Origin of the sequence: Pseudomonas sp. p1(2021b), from assembly GCF_020151015.1 — a bacterium.
Classification (GTDB): Bacteria; Pseudomonadota; Gammaproteobacteria; order Pseudomonadales; family Pseudomonadaceae; genus Aquipseudomonas; species Aquipseudomonas putida_K.
Genome location: NZ_CP083746.1, coordinates 157600 through 173517 on the forward strand (window position 1 = coordinate 157600; position 15918 = coordinate 173517).

General features: G+C 64.6%; 14 protein-coding genes. 13 read left to right on the forward strand and 1 reads right to left on the reverse strand.

What is annotated here, in order from left to right; translation table 11 throughout:
- Positions 1 to 173 precede the first annotated feature (173 nt).
- The 7 genes from K8374_RS00690 to K8374_RS00720 all read left to right on the forward strand — a co-directional run bounded on the left by K8374_RS00690 (position 174) and on the right by K8374_RS00720 (position 9006).
- Positions 174 to 1511 carry a TolC family outer membrane protein gene (locus K8374_RS00690; protein ID WP_224457574.1) on the forward strand — a complete coding sequence of 446 codons (1338 nt, stop codon included), beginning with the start codon at positions 174 to 176 and terminating at the stop codon, positions 1509 to 1511.
- Between the two features lie 45 nt (positions 1512 to 1556).
- Complete coding sequence (locus K8374_RS00695; RefSeq protein ID WP_224457575.1) at positions 1557 to 3713, forward strand: type I secretion system permease/ATPase; 2157 nt, start codon at positions 1557 to 1559, stop codon at positions 3711 to 3713.
- Positions 3714 to 3720: 7 nt separating this feature from the next.
- A complete protein-coding gene (locus K8374_RS00700; protein WP_224459239.1) occupies positions 3721 to 5079 on the forward strand; it encodes an HlyD family type I secretion periplasmic adaptor subunit in 1359 nt (452 codons plus the stop codon).
- 241 nt (positions 5080 to 5320) lie between these two features.
- Positions 5321 to 6220, forward strand: coding sequence for a TauD/TfdA dioxygenase family protein (locus K8374_RS00705; protein ID WP_224457576.1), 900 nt, complete (start codon positions 5321 to 5323; stop codon positions 6218 to 6220).
- 18 nt (positions 6221 to 6238) lie between these two features.
- On the forward strand, positions 6239 to 7258 hold the full coding sequence (locus K8374_RS00710) for an ABC transporter substrate-binding protein (RefSeq protein ID WP_224457577.1): 1020 nt from the start codon (positions 6239 to 6241) through the stop codon (positions 7256 to 7258).
- A gap of 6 nt (positions 7259 to 7264) precedes the next feature.
- The gene (locus K8374_RS00715) at positions 7265 to 8128 is read left to right on the forward strand and encodes an ABC transporter ATP-binding protein (RefSeq protein ID WP_224457578.1); all 864 of its coding nucleotides are present in this window, start codon (positions 7265 to 7267) and stop codon (positions 8126 to 8128) included.
- Between the two features lie 14 nt (positions 8129 to 8142).
- Positions 8143 to 9006: an ABC transporter permease gene (locus K8374_RS00720; RefSeq protein ID WP_224457579.1), complete on the forward strand. Its 864-nt coding sequence runs from the start codon at positions 8143 to 8145 to the stop codon at positions 9004 to 9006.
- 124 nt (positions 9007 to 9130) lie between these two features.
- Here K8374_RS00720 and K8374_RS00725 read toward each other — a convergent pair whose 3' ends face one another.
- On the reverse strand, positions 9131 to 9688 hold the full coding sequence (locus tag K8374_RS00725) for a WYL domain-containing protein (protein WP_224457580.1): 558 nt from the start codon (positions 9686 to 9688) through the stop codon (positions 9131 to 9133).
- Between the two features lie 208 nt (positions 9689 to 9896).
- Between K8374_RS00725 and K8374_RS00730 the strand changes: the two genes are divergently transcribed.
- The 6 genes from K8374_RS00730 (at position 9897) to K8374_RS00755 (ending at position 15853) form a co-directional block, all read left to right on the forward strand.
- Complete coding sequence (locus K8374_RS00730; RefSeq protein ID WP_224457581.1) at positions 9897 to 10709, forward strand: tetratricopeptide repeat protein; 813 nt, start codon at positions 9897 to 9899, stop codon at positions 10707 to 10709.
- 120 nt (positions 10710 to 10829) lie between these two features.
- Positions 10830 to 11273 carry a MarR family winged helix-turn-helix transcriptional regulator gene (locus K8374_RS00735; protein WP_224457582.1) on the forward strand — a complete coding sequence of 148 codons (444 nt, stop codon included), beginning with the start codon at positions 10830 to 10832 and terminating at the stop codon, positions 11271 to 11273.
- Positions 11270 to 13357, forward strand: coding sequence for an FUSC family protein (locus tag K8374_RS00740; RefSeq protein WP_224457583.1), 2088 nt, complete (start codon positions 11270 to 11272; stop codon positions 13355 to 13357). The genes K8374_RS00735 and K8374_RS00740 overlap by 4 nt, the downstream gene beginning before the upstream one ends.
- Positions 13354 to 13566: a DUF1656 domain-containing protein gene (locus K8374_RS00745; RefSeq protein ID WP_084856592.1), complete on the forward strand. Its 213-nt coding sequence runs from the start codon at positions 13354 to 13356 to the stop codon at positions 13564 to 13566. The genes K8374_RS00740 and K8374_RS00745 overlap by 4 nt, the downstream gene beginning before the upstream one ends.
- Entirely contained in the window at positions 13563 to 14438 is an 876-nt protein-coding gene (locus tag K8374_RS00750) for an HlyD family secretion protein (RefSeq protein ID WP_224457584.1), read from the forward strand. Before K8374_RS00745 ends, K8374_RS00750 begins: the two co-directional genes overlap by 4 nt.
- Positions 14435 to 15853, forward strand: a complete 1419-nt coding sequence (locus K8374_RS00755; RefSeq protein ID WP_224457585.1) for an efflux transporter outer membrane subunit — start codon at positions 14435 to 14437, stop codon at positions 15851 to 15853. Before K8374_RS00750 ends, K8374_RS00755 begins: the two co-directional genes overlap by 4 nt.
- The last annotated feature ends 65 nt before the right edge of the window (positions 15854 to 15918 follow it).

Here is a 15918-nt window from a genome sequence, read left to right on the forward strand (position 1 = left end):
TAAACAATCGTCCAAGTAATGTCACATTGATATTTAACCGGCAGCCACCCTTCCTTCGTACATCCAGTACCCCTCCGGAAGTCCGTACTACGGTCCATCAGGCCGCCATTTTCCAAGGTTGGAACAGCTACGGCTGTGATTTGGGACAACAGCTCCCTCGGGAATCAGTAAAAATGCGTGCGTCACTGTTCACCGCTATTCCTCTGGCTTTCGCCGCCACTTTCGCCCAAGCACAAACCCTGCCTGAAGCCATGCAGAAGGCGCTCGAGGTGCATCCGGAAATCCAGGCCGGAGTCAACGCCCGGGTGGCTGCGGACTATCAACTGCGCGCCGCGCAGGGCGGCTATTTGCCGCGGGTCGACCTGACGGCCGGCTATGGTCGGGAGGGGACCGACAGCCCGAGCACCGGCAATCGATGGGAAACGCTGAACCGTGGCGAGTCCGCCGTGCGTCTTCGGCAAATGGTTTTTGACGGTTTCGCCACCTCCAGCGAGGTCGGGCGTCAACAAGCCACCGTCAACGCCCGTGCCTACTCGCTGATGGGGACTTCCGAACGCACCGCGTTGACGGTCGCCCAGGTGTACCTGGATGTATTGGCGCGTCGCGAGATGGTGCGCCTGGCCGAGGACAACCTGCGCAACCACGAACGCATCCTCGACCAGATCCAGCTGCGTACCAGCCGCGGTGTTGGGCGCATGGCCGACCTCGACCAGGCCGAGGCGCGTCTGGCCCAGGCGCGCAACAACCTCATCACCGAGCAGACCAACCTGGCCGATGCCAACACCAACTACCTGAGCGTGGTGGGCCAGATGCCGGATGAACTCAGCAAGCCCGCACCGTTCATCGACCTGCTGCCGGCCAACCTGGAAGAGGCGCGCTTGCAGATGATCGAGAGCAGCCCGGTGCTGCGTTCGGCCGAATCGGATATCGCGGCTGCGGAGAAACAGTACGAGGCGGCCAAGTCCACGTTCTACCCTCGCTTCGATGCAGAACTCGGCCGCACGGCCGATAACAACCTGGACGGTGCCCGCGGCCACAACAACGAGTGGCAGGCGATGCTGCGCATGAACTTCAACCTGTATGCCGGCGGCAGCAACAAGGCCGACCTGCAGTCCAAGTCGTACCTGGCCAACCAGGCGCTGGACATTCGCAACAATGCCTTGCGCCAGCTCAATGAAGAACTGGGCCTGGCCTGGAATGCTCTGGACAACGCCAATGCCCAGTTGCCGATCGCCCAGCAATACGTCGACCACAGCAACCGTGTACGCAGTGCCTATCAGCAGCAGTTCAGCCTGGGCGAGCGCACCTTGCTCGACTTGCTCGACAGTGAGAATGAAACCTTCACTGCCCAGCGTCGTCTCGTAGAGGTAAAAAACCTACAATTGTTTACTCAATATCGAATCAAGGCGACCATTGGCCAGCTGCTCAAGAGCCAGGGTGTCGTAGCTCCCATGGCCACCGTTGTGCAGAACGACCTGAAACCCAAAGTGAACCTTCCAGGCATGAACTGAAAGGTGCACCCGCCCCATCTAAACCAAGGATGAAGAGAGCGCCGCGTGGAATCCGAAGTCCGTCGAGTCCAACTCAGCCACGATCCACGCAGTCAGCATGACGACCCCTTGCTGGACAGTCTGCTGACCCTGTGTGTCCTGCATCAGAAACCCGCCAGTCGGGCCATGCTGACCACCGGCCTACCGCTGCCTGCCCAGCGCCTGAGCCCCGAGCTGCTGCCCCGCGCGGCCGCCCGGGCCGGCCTGCAGGGGCGCTTGCTGCAGCGCAAGCTCGAGCACATCCCCAGCATCGCGATGCCGGCCATGCTGCTGCTCAAGGAGGGGCGCAGCGCCGTCCTGCTCGGCTGGGAGAACCAGGACACTGCACGTCTGCTGCTCAGCGAGAGCGACGGTGGCGAGGTGCATGTCAGCCGCGAGGCGCTGCTGGACGACTACAGTGGCTTGGTGTTCTTCGCCCAGCCGCAGCACAAGTTCGACGTCAACCACGGCAACCTGATCCCGCGCGCCCGCTCCTGGTTCCGCGACACCCTGATGCGCAGCTGCTGGCTGTACATCGATGCCATCGCCGCGAGCCTGGTGATCAACCTCATCGCCCTGGCCGCGCCGCTATTCGTGATGAACGTCTACGATCGGGTGGTGCCCAACCAGGCCACCTCGACCCTGTGGGTGCTGGCGATCGGTATCACGGGCGCCTATATCTTCGACCTGATCCTAAAGGGCTTGCGCAGCCTCTGCCTGGACCTTGCCGGCAAGAAGACCGACCTGATCATTTCGGCGACCCTGTTCGAGCGCATCGTCGGCATGGCCATGAAGTACCGCCCCGCCAGGGTCGGCAGCTTTGCCCAGAACATTCATGAATTCCAGGGGCTGCGCGATTTCCTTGCCTCGCTGACCCTCACCAGCCTGATCGACCTGCCATTCACCGTCCTCATCCTGATCGTCATCGCCATCATCGGTGGGCATCTGGTGTGGATCCCGATCATTGCCTTCCCGCTGGCCTTGGGTATCGGCTACGCCCTGCAAAAACCGCTGATGGCTACCATGGAGCGAACCATGGCCCTGGCCGCGGAGCGCCAGTCCAGCCTGATCGAGACCCTGGCGGGACTCGATGCGGTGAAGGTCAACAACGCCGAAAGCGAACGCCAGTACATGTGGGAGCAGACCCTTGGCACCCTCAGCCGTCTGGAGCTGCGGGTCAAGATGCTGTCGAGCCTGGCGATGAACATCACCTCACTGGTCCAGCAACTGGCAGGCGTAGCGATGATCTGCGTCGGCGTCTACCTGATCATCGACGGCCAGCTCAGCATGGGCGGGCTGGTGGCCTGCTACATGCTCAGCGGCCGCGCCCTCGGCCCGCTCAGCCAGCTCAATGGGCTGCTGGCGCGCTACCAGCAGGCCAAGGTGACCATGACCGCCACCGACCAGATGATGGAGCTGCCTCAGGAGCGCAATTTCGAGGAGCGGCCCATGAGCCGTCGCACCCTGCAAGGCGCCATCGAGTTCCGAGGGGTCGACTTTACCTACCCGAACCAGCAGAACCAGGCGCTCAAGGGTATCAACCTGAACATTCGACCGGGCGAAAAGGTCGGCATCATTGGCCGCAGCGGCTCGGGCAAGAGCTCCCTGGCCAAGCTGATCGTCGGCCTCTACCAGGCCGATAACGGCTCGTTGCTGATCGATGGCGTGGACATTCGCCAGGTGGATGTCAGCGAGTTGCGCCACAACATCGGTTACGTGCCCCAGGACATCCAGCTGCTGGCCGGTACCCTGCGTGACAACTTGGTCAGCGGTGCTCGCTACATCGAAGATGAGCTGGTGCTGCAGGCGGCGGAGCTTGCCGGCGTGCACGAGTTTGCCCGGCTGCACCCGGATGGCTATGAGCTGCAGGTCGGCGAGCGTGGCCAGAACCTCTCCGGCGGCCAGCGGCAGAACGTCGCCCTGGGCCGTGCACTGCTGCTCAACCCGCAGATCCTGCTGCTCGACGAGCCCACCAGCGCCATGGACAACACCGGCGAAGAACGCCTCAAGCAGCGGCTGCAGGCGGTGATCGAGGGCAAGACCGTGCTCTTGGTCACCCACCGCGCCTCGCTGTTGTCGCTGGTGGACCGCCTGGTGGTCATCGACCGAGGGCAGATTGTCGCCGATGGCACGAAGGCCGCGGTCATGGATGCGCTGAAGAAGGGGCAGATCAGTGTTGCATAAGCTGGATATGGGGCGTTTCAAGGACAATCTGCGCCGCTATTTCAAAGGCTCGGAATCGCTCGGCGGGCAGCCCTTGCCCGAGGTCAACAAGGCCCTGATCGAAGATGCACCGCGTGTCGTGCGCCTGACCATCTGGGGGGTGATCGCCTTCTTCGTGTTCCTGATCGTCTGGGCCAGCTTCGCCCACATCGACGAGGTCACCCGTGGCGAAGGCAAGGCCATTCCGTCGTCCAAGGTGCAGAAGATCCAGAACCTGGAAGGCGGCATCGTTGCCGAGATCTTCGCCAAGGAAGGGGAGGTGGTGGAGGTCGGCCAGCCGCTGCTGCGCCTGGACGAAACCCGCTTCGCCTCCAATGTCGGCGAAACCGAGGCCGACCGCCTGGCCATGGCCCTGCGCGTCGAGCGGTTGAGCGCCGAGGTGGAGGACCGTCCGTTGAAGATCGACGAAACGTTGCGCAAGGCCGCACCGAGCCAGGCAGCCAATGAAGAATCGCTGTACCTGAGCCGTCGCCAGCAACTGCAGGATGAAATCGGCGGCCTGCAACAACAACTGGTGCAGCGCGAACAAGAACTGCGCGAATTCAATTCCAAGCGTGCCCAGTACGCCAACAGCCTGCGCCTGCTGCGCCAGGAAATCTCCATGTCCGAGCCGCTGGTAGCCCAGGGCGCGATTTCCCAGGTCGAGATCCTGCGCCTGCGCAGGGCCGAGGTAGAGAACCGTGGTCAGCTGGATGCCACGGCCCTGGCCATCCCGCGCGCCGAGGCGGCGATCAGGGAGGTTCAGAGCAAGGTCGAGGAAACCCGCGGCAAGTTCCGCAGCGAGGCCCTCACCCAGCTCAACGAGGCGCGTACCGAGCTGAACAAGGCCACCGCCACCAGCAAGGCGCTGGACGACCGGGTCAACCGTACCCTGGTCACCTCGCCGGTGCGCGGCATCGTCAAGCAATTGCTGGTCAACACCATCGGTGGCGTGATCCAGCCGGGCAGCGATATCGTCGAGATCGTACCGCTCGACGACAGCCTGGTCATCGAGGCGAAGATCCTGCCCAAGGACATCGCCTTCCTGCACCCAGGGCAGGAGGCCACGGTCAAGTTCACGGCCTATGATTACACCATCTACGGTGGGCTCAAGGCCAAGCTGGAACAGATCGGTGCCGATACCATCACCGACGAAGACAAGAAGACCACCTACTACCTGATCAAGCTGCGTACCGACCGCAGCCACCTGGGCACCGATGAAAAGCCGCTACTGATCATCCCCGGGATGGTCGCCACGGTGGACATCATGACCGGCAAGAAGACCATCATGAGCTACCTGCTCAAGCCGATCATCAAGGCCCAATCGGAAGCCTTGCGCGAGCGGTGACCTCCTTGGAGGTGCCACGGGCCTGTAGGAGCGGCCTTGTGCCGCGAAACGAGGGCGTAGCCCTCGCATATGTTTATGCGTTAAAGATATTTAAACTATAGTTCTTATGACTTTATAGTCATCCCCACTGCGTACCTGCCGACCAATCGGCGCGCCGCACGACTCGAACCCACACGGGAATTCCCCCGTGCGTTTCTGATCGTTGCGCGCCCTTTGGTCGCGCACTGCGTGGGAGTGAACAATGCCAGCCGCCTCGAACGCCTTGTCGTCCATCGACAGCGCCCAGCCGCAAACCTTCGATATCCGCCCATTCCCCGGTGCTGTCGGCGCCGAGGTCACGGGCCTCGACCTGGCCCGGCCGATCAATGCCGCGGACTTCACCCGGATCCACCGCGCCCACCTCGATCATCACGTCCTGGTGTTCCGCGACCAACACATCACTCCCGAGCAGCACATCGCCTTCAGCCGCCGCTTCGGCGAACTGCAGATCCATGTGCTCAAACAGTTCCTGCTCGAAGGGCACCCCGAGATCCTGATCGTTTCCAACATCATCGAAAACGGTCGCAACATCGGCCTGGGCGATGCGGGCAAATTCTGGCATTCCGACCTCTCCTACAAAACGCTGCCCAGCCTCGGCTCCATGCTGCATGCCCAAGAGCTGCCCAGCGAAGGCGGCGACACCCTGTTCGCCGACATGCACAGGGCCTGGGACGCGGTGCCTGAAGCATTGCGCAAGGTGGTCGAAGGCCGTAGCGCCGCTCACTCCTACACCGCCCGTTATGCCGAGACCAAGTTCGAGGGTGACTGGCGGCCCACCCTGACCGCCGCGCAACTGGCCGAGGTCAAGGAAGTCATCCACCCGGTGGTGCGCACCCACCCGGAGAACGGCCGCAAGGCGCTGTTCGTCAGCGAAGGCTTCACCACCCGCATCGTCGGCCTGCCGGACGACGAAAGCCGCGACGTGCTGCAGCAGCTCTACGCCTTGAGCGTGCTCGAGGCGAACATCTACCGCCACCGCTGGCAGCCTCACGACCTGGTGTTCTGGGACAACCGCTCGTTGATCCACCTGGCCGCCGGCTGCCCTGCGCACCTGCGGCGCAAGCTGTACCGCACCACCATCCAGGGCGATGCCCCTTTCTGACGACCGAGGATATTCATCATGCGCAAATCCATCAGCCGCCTGGCGGCGAGCATCGGCCTGGGCGTCACCCTGGTCGTCGGTAGCCTGGCCGCCCCGGCGGCGGCCCAGGCCGAAGGCAAGATCCGCATCGCCGAACAGTTCGGCATCGTCTACCTGCTGCTCAATGTGGTCCGCGACCAGCAGTTGATCGAGAAGCATGGCAAGGCGCAGGGCGTCGACATCCAGGTCGACTGGGCGCAGCTCTCCGGCGGCGCGGCGATCAACGACGCGCTGCTGTCCGGTTCGGTGGACATCGCCGGTGCAGGTGTCGGCCCGTTGTTGACCGTATGGGACCGCACCAGGGGGCGGCAGAACGTCAAGGCTGTCGCCTCGCTGGGCAACTTTCCGTACTACCTGGTCAGCAGCAACCCGAACGTGAAGACCATCGCCGACCTGGGCGCCAGCGACCGCATCGCGGTACCGGCGGTCGGCGTCTCGGTGCAGTCACGCTTCCTCCAGTACGCTGCGGCCCAGCAATGGGGCGACAAGGAATACGCCCGCCTGGACAAGTACACCCTGGCCGTGCCGCACCCGGACGCCACTGCAGCCCTGCTGGCCGGCGGCACCGAGCTCAACGGGCACTTCTCCAACCCGCCGTTCCAGGACCAGGTGCTGGCCAACAAGAACGTCCACGTGGTGCTCAACAGCTACGACCTGCTTGGCCCGAACTCACCGACCCTGCTGTTCGCCACCGAGAAGTTCCGCAAGGACAACCCCAAAACTTATAAAGCTTTCATCGATGCGCTGGCCGAGGCCGCAGAATTCGCCCAGAAGGACAAGGCCGCCGCTGCCGATACGTATATCCGCGTGACCAAGGCCAAGATCGACCGCGACACGCTGATCAAGCTGATCGACAACCCGCAGTACGAGTTCACCGTCACGCCGAAGAACACCTACAAGTTGGCCGAGTTCCTCTACCGGGTCGGCGCTATCAAGCACAAGCCCGAGTCGTGGAAGGACTACTTCTTCCAGGACGAACGCCCGCTGCAAGGGAGCTGATCGCCGATGACCGCCCCACTGCCAGGCCACGCGGCCAGCACCCTGAGCCGTGTCGCCACGCCACCGCTGTTGCAAGTGGACGACTTGAGCCTTGAATACCGCACCGCCCAGCGCGTGGTGCGGGCCACCCACCAGGTCAGCTTCGAAATCGATCACGCTGACCGCTTCGTCCTGCTGGGGCCCTCCGGTTGTGGCAAATCCACGCTGCTCAAGGCCGTGGCCGGGTTCATCGAGCCCAGGGAAGGGCAGATCCTGCTCCAAGGGCAGCCGGTCAAGGGCCCTGGGCCCGACCGCATCGTCGTGTTCCAGGAGTTCGACCAGCTGCCGCCCTGGAAGACGGTGAAGCAGAACGTCATGTTCCCCCTGCTGGTGTGCGGCCAGCTCAAGCGCGCCGAGGCCGAGGAGCGGGCGCTGCATTATCTGGACAAGGTAGGCCTGGCCAACTTTGCAGACGCCTACCCGCATACGTTGTCTGGTGGCATGAAGGCACGGGTGGCCATTGCCCGGGCCTTGGCCACCCAGCCCAAGATCCTGCTGATGGATGAGCCCTTCGCCGCGCTCGACGCCCTGACCCGTCGCAAGATGCAGGAGGAACTGCTGCAGCTGTGGGAGGAGGTGCGTTTCACGTTGCTGTTCGTCACCCATTCCATCGAGGAGGCTTTGGTGGTCGGCAACCGCATCCTGTTGCTTTCGCCCCACCCGGGCAGGGTACGAGCGGAAGTGCACAGCCACCAGTACAGCTTCGGCAGCCTGGGCGGTGCCGACTTCCAGGCCAGCGCCCGGCGCATCCATCGCCTGCTGTTCGACCAGGCTCCTGAGGCGCAGGCCGCGGCGGAGCTTGGTTTCAACGATATCCGCATCGCCTACTGACAGGAGCTTGTGCCATGACGACCCTACCTGCACGCCAGGAATATGAAGTGCAGCTGGCGCCTCTGCCCGATGTAAGCCTCGAACGGCGGCTGCCCATTGCCCAGCGTCTCTGGCAACACGGCTGGTTGCGAAAGGCAGTGATTCTGCTGATATTGGCGGCGATCTGGGAAAGTATCGCTCGCTTCCAGGGCAACGACCTGCTGTTGCCCAGCTTCCTGCAAACGGCCACGGCGCTGTGGGATGGCCTGCGCAGCGGCGAGTTGCCAGCCAAGGTGGGTGTTTCGCTGGTGGTCCTGCTCAAGGGCTATGTGCTGGGCATCGTCCTGGCTTTCGGCCTGACCAGCCTGGCGGTGTCGACCCAGTTCGGCCGTGACCTGCTCGGCACCCTGACGTCGATGTTCAACCCACTGCCGGCGATCGCGTTGCTACCCCTGGCGCTGTTGTGGTTTGGCCTGGGCGACAACAGCTTGATCTTCGTCCTGGTGCACTCGGTGCTCTGGGCGCTGGCGCTCAATACTTATGCCGGGTTCCTTGGGGTCTCGCAGACCCTGCGCATGGCCGGGCGCAACTATGGGCTGCGAGGCTTGCGCCTGGTGCTGCATATCCTGGTACCGGCGGCGCTGCCGTCGATACTCTCGGGGCTGAAGATCGGCTGGGCCTTCGCCTGGCGCACATTGATCGCTGCCGAGCTGGTGTTCGGCGCCAGCAGCGGCAAGGGCGGGTTGGGCTGGTATATCTTCCAGAACCGCAACGAGCTGTACACCGACAAAGTATTCGCCGGGTTGGCCGTGGTGATCGTCATCGGCTTGCTGGTCGAAGGGCTGGTGTTCAATAGCCTGGAGCGGGTGACCGTGCGCCGCTGGGGCATGCAGCGTTGATGCTTTAGCCGGGGCTGCTTTGCAGCCCATCGCAGGCTGTCGCCAGCTCCTACCGAGATCGCGCCGCTTTCAAGACTTGCGAAATCACTGTGGGCCTTGTCCCGCGATAGGGCCCACGCGGTGCCTACTCCTTGTACAACGCCGCCGCACTGTTCAGCGTCTGCGCAATCTCCTCGCGCAGTGCCAGCGGCAATTCCACCACCAGCCCACCCCCTTGGCTCAACAGCCACCAGCGCAGCGGTCCGCCATCGCTCACCGTGGCCCGCAGACGGTGCCCATGCTCCAGTGCGGTGAGCTGCATGTCGCGGGTCAGCGGCGCCTCGCGCAACTGGCGGGCCAGCGCGTCGCTGATCCAGGCCTGCAGCGTGATGCCTGCCTCCTGCACCGGCTGCAGCGCTTCGCTGCGCAGGTAGCCGTGCAGGTCGAAATTACCCCGCAGCTCACCCACGGCGCTGGCCGACCAATGCCAGCCGTACGGGATGCTCTTGTCGTTGCGTTCCAGCGGAAAGATCAACGACAGCTCGTTGAGGTCGCGTTCGATCGTGCGTTTGCTGACGCTGAAGCCCACATCGCGCAGGCGCCAGACCAGCTCGGCGCTGGTGATACCCGGGGAGCGGCTGGGCAGCTGGCGCAGCAGTGCCCATTGTCGGCTGAGGGTGGCGCGGGTGGTGGCGAACGGCAAAACGGAACGTCCTTGTCTAGGGTTGCCGCAATAGCATGGCGGCTGTCATGGCTGCGTGGCAATTGGCCATTGCGTTGCTCAGATCAAGGAACCGACGTTTGGTTGCCTGGCTCCGATTCGTCCGCGACAGGTTTTGACGTGCTGTCGCGCAGAATCTCTGGCTCGCACAGTCGTGGTCGGAGCTGTGGGTCGTTCAATGAGGATGAACATGTCTGCTGCCAGCAACATCCATTCGCTGCTCGCGCGCCTTCTACCCGAGCGGGTCATGCCAGCCCCGGCACGCCATGCCCTGCGCCATCGGCACTTCGTCGGCATCGGCCTGCCCAGCCAGCCCACACTGCCAGGCGAGCGTGCCAGGTTGGTCGCGCGTCTGGACGAGTCGAACGACCCGCAGCAGGTCTACCGCGACCTGCGTGGCCAGGCACTGGAAGGCAGCGTGGCGGCGCTCAATGACCTGGGCTGGATCTGGCTCAACGGCAAGTACTGGCGCGCCGATACGCTGCTGGCCGGGCACCTGCTGCGCATGGCGGCCATGCAAGGCGACGCCATGGCCTGGTTCAACCTGGGCCAGCAGCACTATTTCGGCAAAGGCGTGAAGGTGTCCTACAGCCAGGCTGCGGAATGCTATCGGCACGCCTTCGAGCGGGGCATGTGCCACGCCGCAGCGGCATTGGGCGACCTCTACGAAGAAGAGGTGTGCGACCCAGCCCTGCAATGGCAGGTCGACCTGGCCGAAGCCTGCCAGTGGTTCCTGCGTGGGGCAGAACAGGGCGAGCCCCGTTGCCGCTTCGAAGTGGGCTACCGGTTGCTCCATGGCGTTCATGTGCAAGTCGATACCAAGGCCGCGTTGTACTGGCTGGAGCTGGCGGCGTCTGCAGGGGTGATGCAGGCGGCCGAGGAACTGGCTGTGCATTACAGCCGCCGCGACGGCGCCCGCTACCTGAGCTGGCGTGACCAAGCGATCGAAATGGGCAGTGCGCTGGCGCTGACCATGAAGCTGGAAGACCAGGTCCAAGGCTGAAGCCGACGCTCACATGAACAACAATTCATCCAGGCAACCTGTCGCCCCCGGTTGACGACAGGGGGAGGGCAGGGCGTAATATTGATAGTTAGCAAACTATGAATATCCTCGGTTCCTCACATGACACTTGATGCACTGCACATGAAGATCAGCAGCGGCATGGTCGTGGCTGCCCGCCATTGGCGGCGCATCTGCCAGGCGGCCTTGACCGGCTACGGGATTTCCGAGGCCTGCGCCGTACCGTTGCTGATGATCGTGCGCCTGGGCGATGGTGTGCACCAGGTGGCAGTGGCCCAGGCCGCGGGCCTGGAAAGCCCGTCATTGGTGCGCCTGCTCGACCAGCTGTGCAAGGCCGGCCTGGTGTGCCGCAGCGAAGACCCTCTGGACCGCCGGGCCAAGGCCTTGAGCCTGACTGGCGATGGCCGCGCGCTCGCCGAGTCCATCGAGGGCGAACTGGTACGCCTGCGCCGGGAGGTCCTGCGTGGCATCGACCAGGCTGACCTGGAAGCGACCTTGCGCGTCATCCATGCCTTCGAAGCAGCCGGCCAGGTAGCCCCGGCATGAGTGATTTCTTCAGCTCGGTGCCACCGGCCCGCGACTGGTTCTACGGCGTGCGGACCTTCGCTGCATCCATGATCGCCCTGTACATCGCCCTGCTCATGCAACTGCCACGGCCCTATTGGGCCATGGCGACGGTCTATATCGTCTCCAGCCCCTTCGTCGGCCCTACCAGTTCCAAGGCCTTGTACCGGGCGCTGGGCACGCTGCTCGGGGCCGGCGGCGCGGTGCTGCTGGTACCGCCTCTGGTGCAGTCGCCGGCATTGCTGGCCGTGGCCATCGCCCTATGGACCGGCACCTTGCTGTTCCTGTCGCTGAACCTGCGCACGGCCAACAACTATGTGCTGATGCTGGCTGGCTACACCCTGCCGATGATCGCCCTGGCGGTGGTGGACAACCCCTTGGCCGTATTCGACGTGGCTTCTTCCCGCGCCCAGGAGATCTGCCTGGGCATCGTCTGCGCGGCGGTGGTCGGCGCGATCTTCTGGCCGCGTCGCCTGGCTCCGGTGGTGCTGGGCTCGGCCAACAGTTGGTTCAACGAAGCGATACGCTACAGCGACACCTACCTGGCCCGTGAGGTCGCCGCCGACAAGGTCGGCGGCATGCGGGCCGCGATGGTCGCCACCTTCAACAGCCTGGAAATGATGATCGGCCAGCTGGGGCATGAAGGCGCTGGGCCGCACACCTTGAAGAACGCCCGCGAGCTGCGCGGGCGGATGATCCACCTGCTGCCAGTGATCGATGCCCTGGACGATGCCTTGGTCGCCCTGGAAGGCCGCGCCCCGGCCCAGTTCGCGCAGATCCAGCCGCTGCTGGAGGCGGCCCGTGACTGGCTCGCGGGCACGGCCGAAGACGCTTCGCTGGCACGCTGGAGCGCGCTGCACGAGCAGCTCGAGCGCTCGCAACCCAGTGCGGCGGCCATGGACCAGCGTCACGGGCTGCTGCTCTCCAACGCCTTGTACCGCCTGACGGAGTGGGTCGACCTCTGGCAGGACTGCTGCGCCCTTCAGCACGCTTTGCGCAAGGACGACGCCACGCCCTGGCGTGCGGTATATCGGCACTGGCGCCTGGGGCGACTTACGCCTTTCTTCGATCGCGGCCTGATGCTGTACTCGGTATTCTCCACCGTCACCGCGATCATCGTCGCCTGCGGCCTGTGGATCCTGCTCGGCTGGAACGATGGCGGCAGCGCGGTGATCCTCGCCGCGGTGGCCTGCAGCTTCTTCGCCGCCATGGACGACCCGGCACCGCAGATCTACCGGTTCTTCTTCTGGACGCTGATGTCGGTGATCTTCTCCAGCGTCTATCTGTTCCTGGTACTGCCCAACCTGCACGATTTTCCGATGCTGGTGCTGGCCTTCGCCGTGCCGTTCATCTGCGTCGGCACACTCACCGTGCAGCCGCGGTTCTACCTGGGCACGCTGCTGACCATCGTCAACACCGCCACCTTCATCAGTATCCAGGGGGCCTACGACGCGGACTTCCTGACGTTCATCAACGCCAACATGGCTGGCCCGGTCGGCTTGCTGTTCGCCTTCATCTGGACCCTGCTGCTGCGCCCGTTCGGTGTGGAGCTGGCGGCCAAGCGCCTGACCCGCTTCAGCTGGCGCGACATCGTCGAGATGACCCAGCCAGCGACCTTGGCCGAGCATCGCCATGTGGGCGTGCAGATGCTCGACCGCTTGATGCAGCACCTGCCGCGCCTGTCCCAGACCGGCCAGGACAGCGGCGTGGCCCTGCGCGACCTGCGCGTGGGGCTCAACCTGCTGGACTTGTTGGCCTATATGCCGCGGGTAGGTGAACAGGCCCGTGAGCGCCTGCAGACCGTGGTCGAGGAAGTGGGCGCCCACTATGCCGCCTGCCTGCGCGCCAATGAACGCCTGCACGCCCCGGCGGCGCTGCTGCGCAACATGGAGCGCGCCCGCCAGGCGCTGGCACTGGGCGCGCAGCATGACCGTGGCGATGCCCGCGTGCACCTGTTGCATGCCCTGAGCGGTCTACGCCTGGCCCTGTTGCCTGGCGTTGAAGTGATGCTCGAGCCTGCCGACCAACCGCAATTGCCCCCCGGCATCGATGGAGCGCCCTTGTGATCGGTGATCTGGATATCAGCGGGGTGTTCCTGCCCACGCTGCTGGTGATGATGGTCTTCACCTACCTGCTGTTCCTGGGCGTGCACGCCGTGCTGGTGCGCCTGCAGTTCTACCGCCTGGTCTGGCACCGGGCGCTGTTCAACGTTGCCCTTTACGCCGTGCTGCTTGGCGCGGTGGATCACTTTTGCCGAAACCTGATGGTGCCATGAAAAAACCGTTGTTGACCCTGGGCCGCGTGGTCCTGACATTGCTGGTGGTGACCTTCGCAGCCGTGCTGGTCTGGCAGATGGTCGTGTATTACATGTTCGCGCCCTGGACCCGCGACGGGCACATCCGTGCCGACGTGATCCAGATCGCCCCGGATGTTTCCGGGCTGATCCAGAAGGTCGAGGTGCGTGACAACCAGATGATCAAGCGCGGCGACGTGCTGTTCACCATCGACCAGGACCGCTTCACCCTGGCCCTGCGCCAGGCCAAGGCGACCCTGGCCGAACGCCAGGAGACCCTGGCCCAGGCCTCTCGTGAGGCGCGGCGCAATCGCAAACTGGGCAACCTGGTGGCGGCCGAGCAGCTGGAGGAGAGCCAGTCCCGCGAAGCCCGCGCCCGCTCGGCGGTAAGCGAGGCCCAGGTGGCGGTGGATACCGCCCAGCTCAACCTCGACCGCTCGGTGGTGCGCAGCCCCGTCGACGGCTACCTCAACGATCGCGCGCCACGTGCCCACGAGTTCGTCACCGCTGGCCGGCCGGTGCTGTCGGTGGTCGACAGCGCCTCCTACCACGTCGATGGCTACTTCGAGGAAACCAAGCTCAGCGGGATTCATATCGGCGATGCCGTCGATATCCGTGTGATGGGCGACAACACCCGCCTGCGCGGCCATGTGCAGAGCATGGCCGCCGGCATCGAGGACCGTGACCGCAGCAGCGGCGCCAACCTGTTGCCCAACGTCAACCCGGCCTTCAGCTGGGTGCGCCTGGCCCAGCGCATCCCGGTACGCATCGCCTTCGACGATGTGCCAGAGGACTTTCGCATGATCGCCGGGCGTACCGCCACGGTGTCGATCATCGAGGGCCAGCGGCCATGAAACACCTGATGCTGGTTGGCCTGGCACTGTCGCTGGGGGCATGCGCCCTGGTCGGCCCCGACTACGAAGTGCCCAAGGATGCTGCCGTGCAACGCAGCGACCTCAACGGCCCGTTGCGCCGGGATGCAGACAGCGTGGTATCGGCGCCGGTGCCGGAGAACTGGTGGCAGCTGTACCAAGACCCGCGCTTGAACGACCTGGTGCGCCAGGCCCTGGCTGCCAACACCGAGCTGCGTGTGGCGGCGGCCAATATCGCCAAGGCCCGTGCGCAGGTAGAAGTGGCCGAGGCCCAGGGCGGCTTCAACGGCGGCGTCAAGCTCGGGGCACAGCGCCTGCAGGAGTCCGGCGAGGCCTTCCTGCTGCCGGAGAAGGTCCCGGTTGCCAACATCGGCGAGGCCATCATCAGTGCCTCCTACCAGTTCGACCTGTGGGGCACCTTCAAGCGCGGCACCGAGGCGGCCAAGGCCAATGCCGACGCGGTGCAGGCCGCAGCTGACACTGCGCGCATCACCTTGGTGGCGGACGTGGTCAAGGCGTATATCCAGGTGTGCTCGGCCAACGAGGAATATCACATTGCCCGCCAGTCCCTCGACCTGCAGGAGCAGAGCGTGCAGTTGAACCAGCGCCTGCGCGATGCCGGGCGCGGCGACGAAACCCAGGTCACCCGTTCGCAGACCCAGTTCAAATCCCTGCGCGCCGAGCTGCCGCGTTTCAAGGCAGAGCGCGAAGCGGGCCTGTATACCCTGGCAGCGCTGCTGGCCAAGCCGGTCGGACAGCTGCCTGCCGGTACGGCCGAATGTGCCGAGCTGCCGCATATCGGCCAGCTGATCCCGGTGGGTGACGGCGCCGCGCTGCTCAAGCGCCGCCCGGACGTACGCCAGGCCGAACGCCAGCTGGCCGCTGCCACTGCTACCATCGGAGTTGCCACGGGTGCGTTGTACCCGGATATCAGCATCGGTGCCCAGGTCGGCACCATCGGTATCCTGGAGAACCTGGGCGACCCCTCGACCAACCGCTGGGGCTTCGGCCCGCAGATCAGCTGGAGCATCCCCACCAACGGCACCCGTGCCCGCATCCGCGAAGCCGAAGCGTCGACCCAGGCGGCGCTGGCCCATTTCGATGGCGTGGTGCTCAACGCCATCCGCGAGACCCAGACCCGCCTGGCACAGTACAGCGCCTTGCTGGACCGTCGCGATGCCCTGGCCGACGCCGAGCGCTCGGCGAAGGAATCGGCCGAGCAGGTCCACCTGCGCTACCAGGCCGGGCGCGAGTCGTTCCTGGCCGACCTGCAGGCTACTCGGGCCTACACCGATGTCCGTGCGCAGCTGGCGGCGGCCAACAGCCAGGTGGCCATGGGGCAGATCGGTGTGTTCCTGGCGCTGGGTGGTGGTTGGAAGCCATCCGCAGAAAAATGACCCCCAGGTAAAGGCGCCACCTCCGGGCCATGCTGCCCCCTGTAGGAGCGGCCTTGTGCCGCGAA

Coding starts and splice junctions, on each gene's coding strand:
- K8374_RS00690 (WP_224457574.1), top strand. CDS start 174: ATGCGTGCGTCACTGTTCACCGCTATTCCTCTGGCTTTCGCCGCCACT.
- K8374_RS00700 (WP_224459239.1), top strand. CDS start 3,721: ATGGGGCGTTTCAAGGACAATCTGCGCCGCTATTTCAAAGGCTCGGAA.
- K8374_RS00705 (WP_224457576.1), top strand. CDS start 5,321: ATGCCAGCCGCCTCGAACGCCTTGTCGTCCATCGACAGCGCCCAGCCG.
- K8374_RS00710 (WP_224457577.1), top strand. CDS start 6,239: ATGCGCAAATCCATCAGCCGCCTGGCGGCGAGCATCGGCCTGGGCGTC.
- K8374_RS00715 (WP_224457578.1), top strand. CDS start 7,265: ATGACCGCCCCACTGCCAGGCCACGCGGCCAGCACCCTGAGCCGTGTC.
- K8374_RS00720 (WP_224457579.1), top strand. CDS start 8,143: ATGACGACCCTACCTGCACGCCAGGAATATGAAGTGCAGCTGGCGCCT.
- K8374_RS00730 (WP_224457581.1), top strand. CDS start 9,897: ATGTCTGCTGCCAGCAACATCCATTCGCTGCTCGCGCGCCTTCTACCC.
- K8374_RS00735 (WP_224457582.1), top strand. CDS start 10,830: ATGACACTTGATGCACTGCACATGAAGATCAGCAGCGGCATGGTCGTG.
- K8374_RS00740 (WP_224457583.1), top strand. CDS start 11,270: ATGAGTGATTTCTTCAGCTCGGTGCCACCGGCCCGCGACTGGTTCTAC.
- K8374_RS00750 (WP_224457584.1), top strand. CDS start 13,563: ATGAAAAAACCGTTGTTGACCCTGGGCCGCGTGGTCCTGACATTGCTG.
- K8374_RS00755 (WP_224457585.1), top strand. CDS start 14,435: ATGAAACACCTGATGCTGGTTGGCCTGGCACTGTCGCTGGGGGCATGC.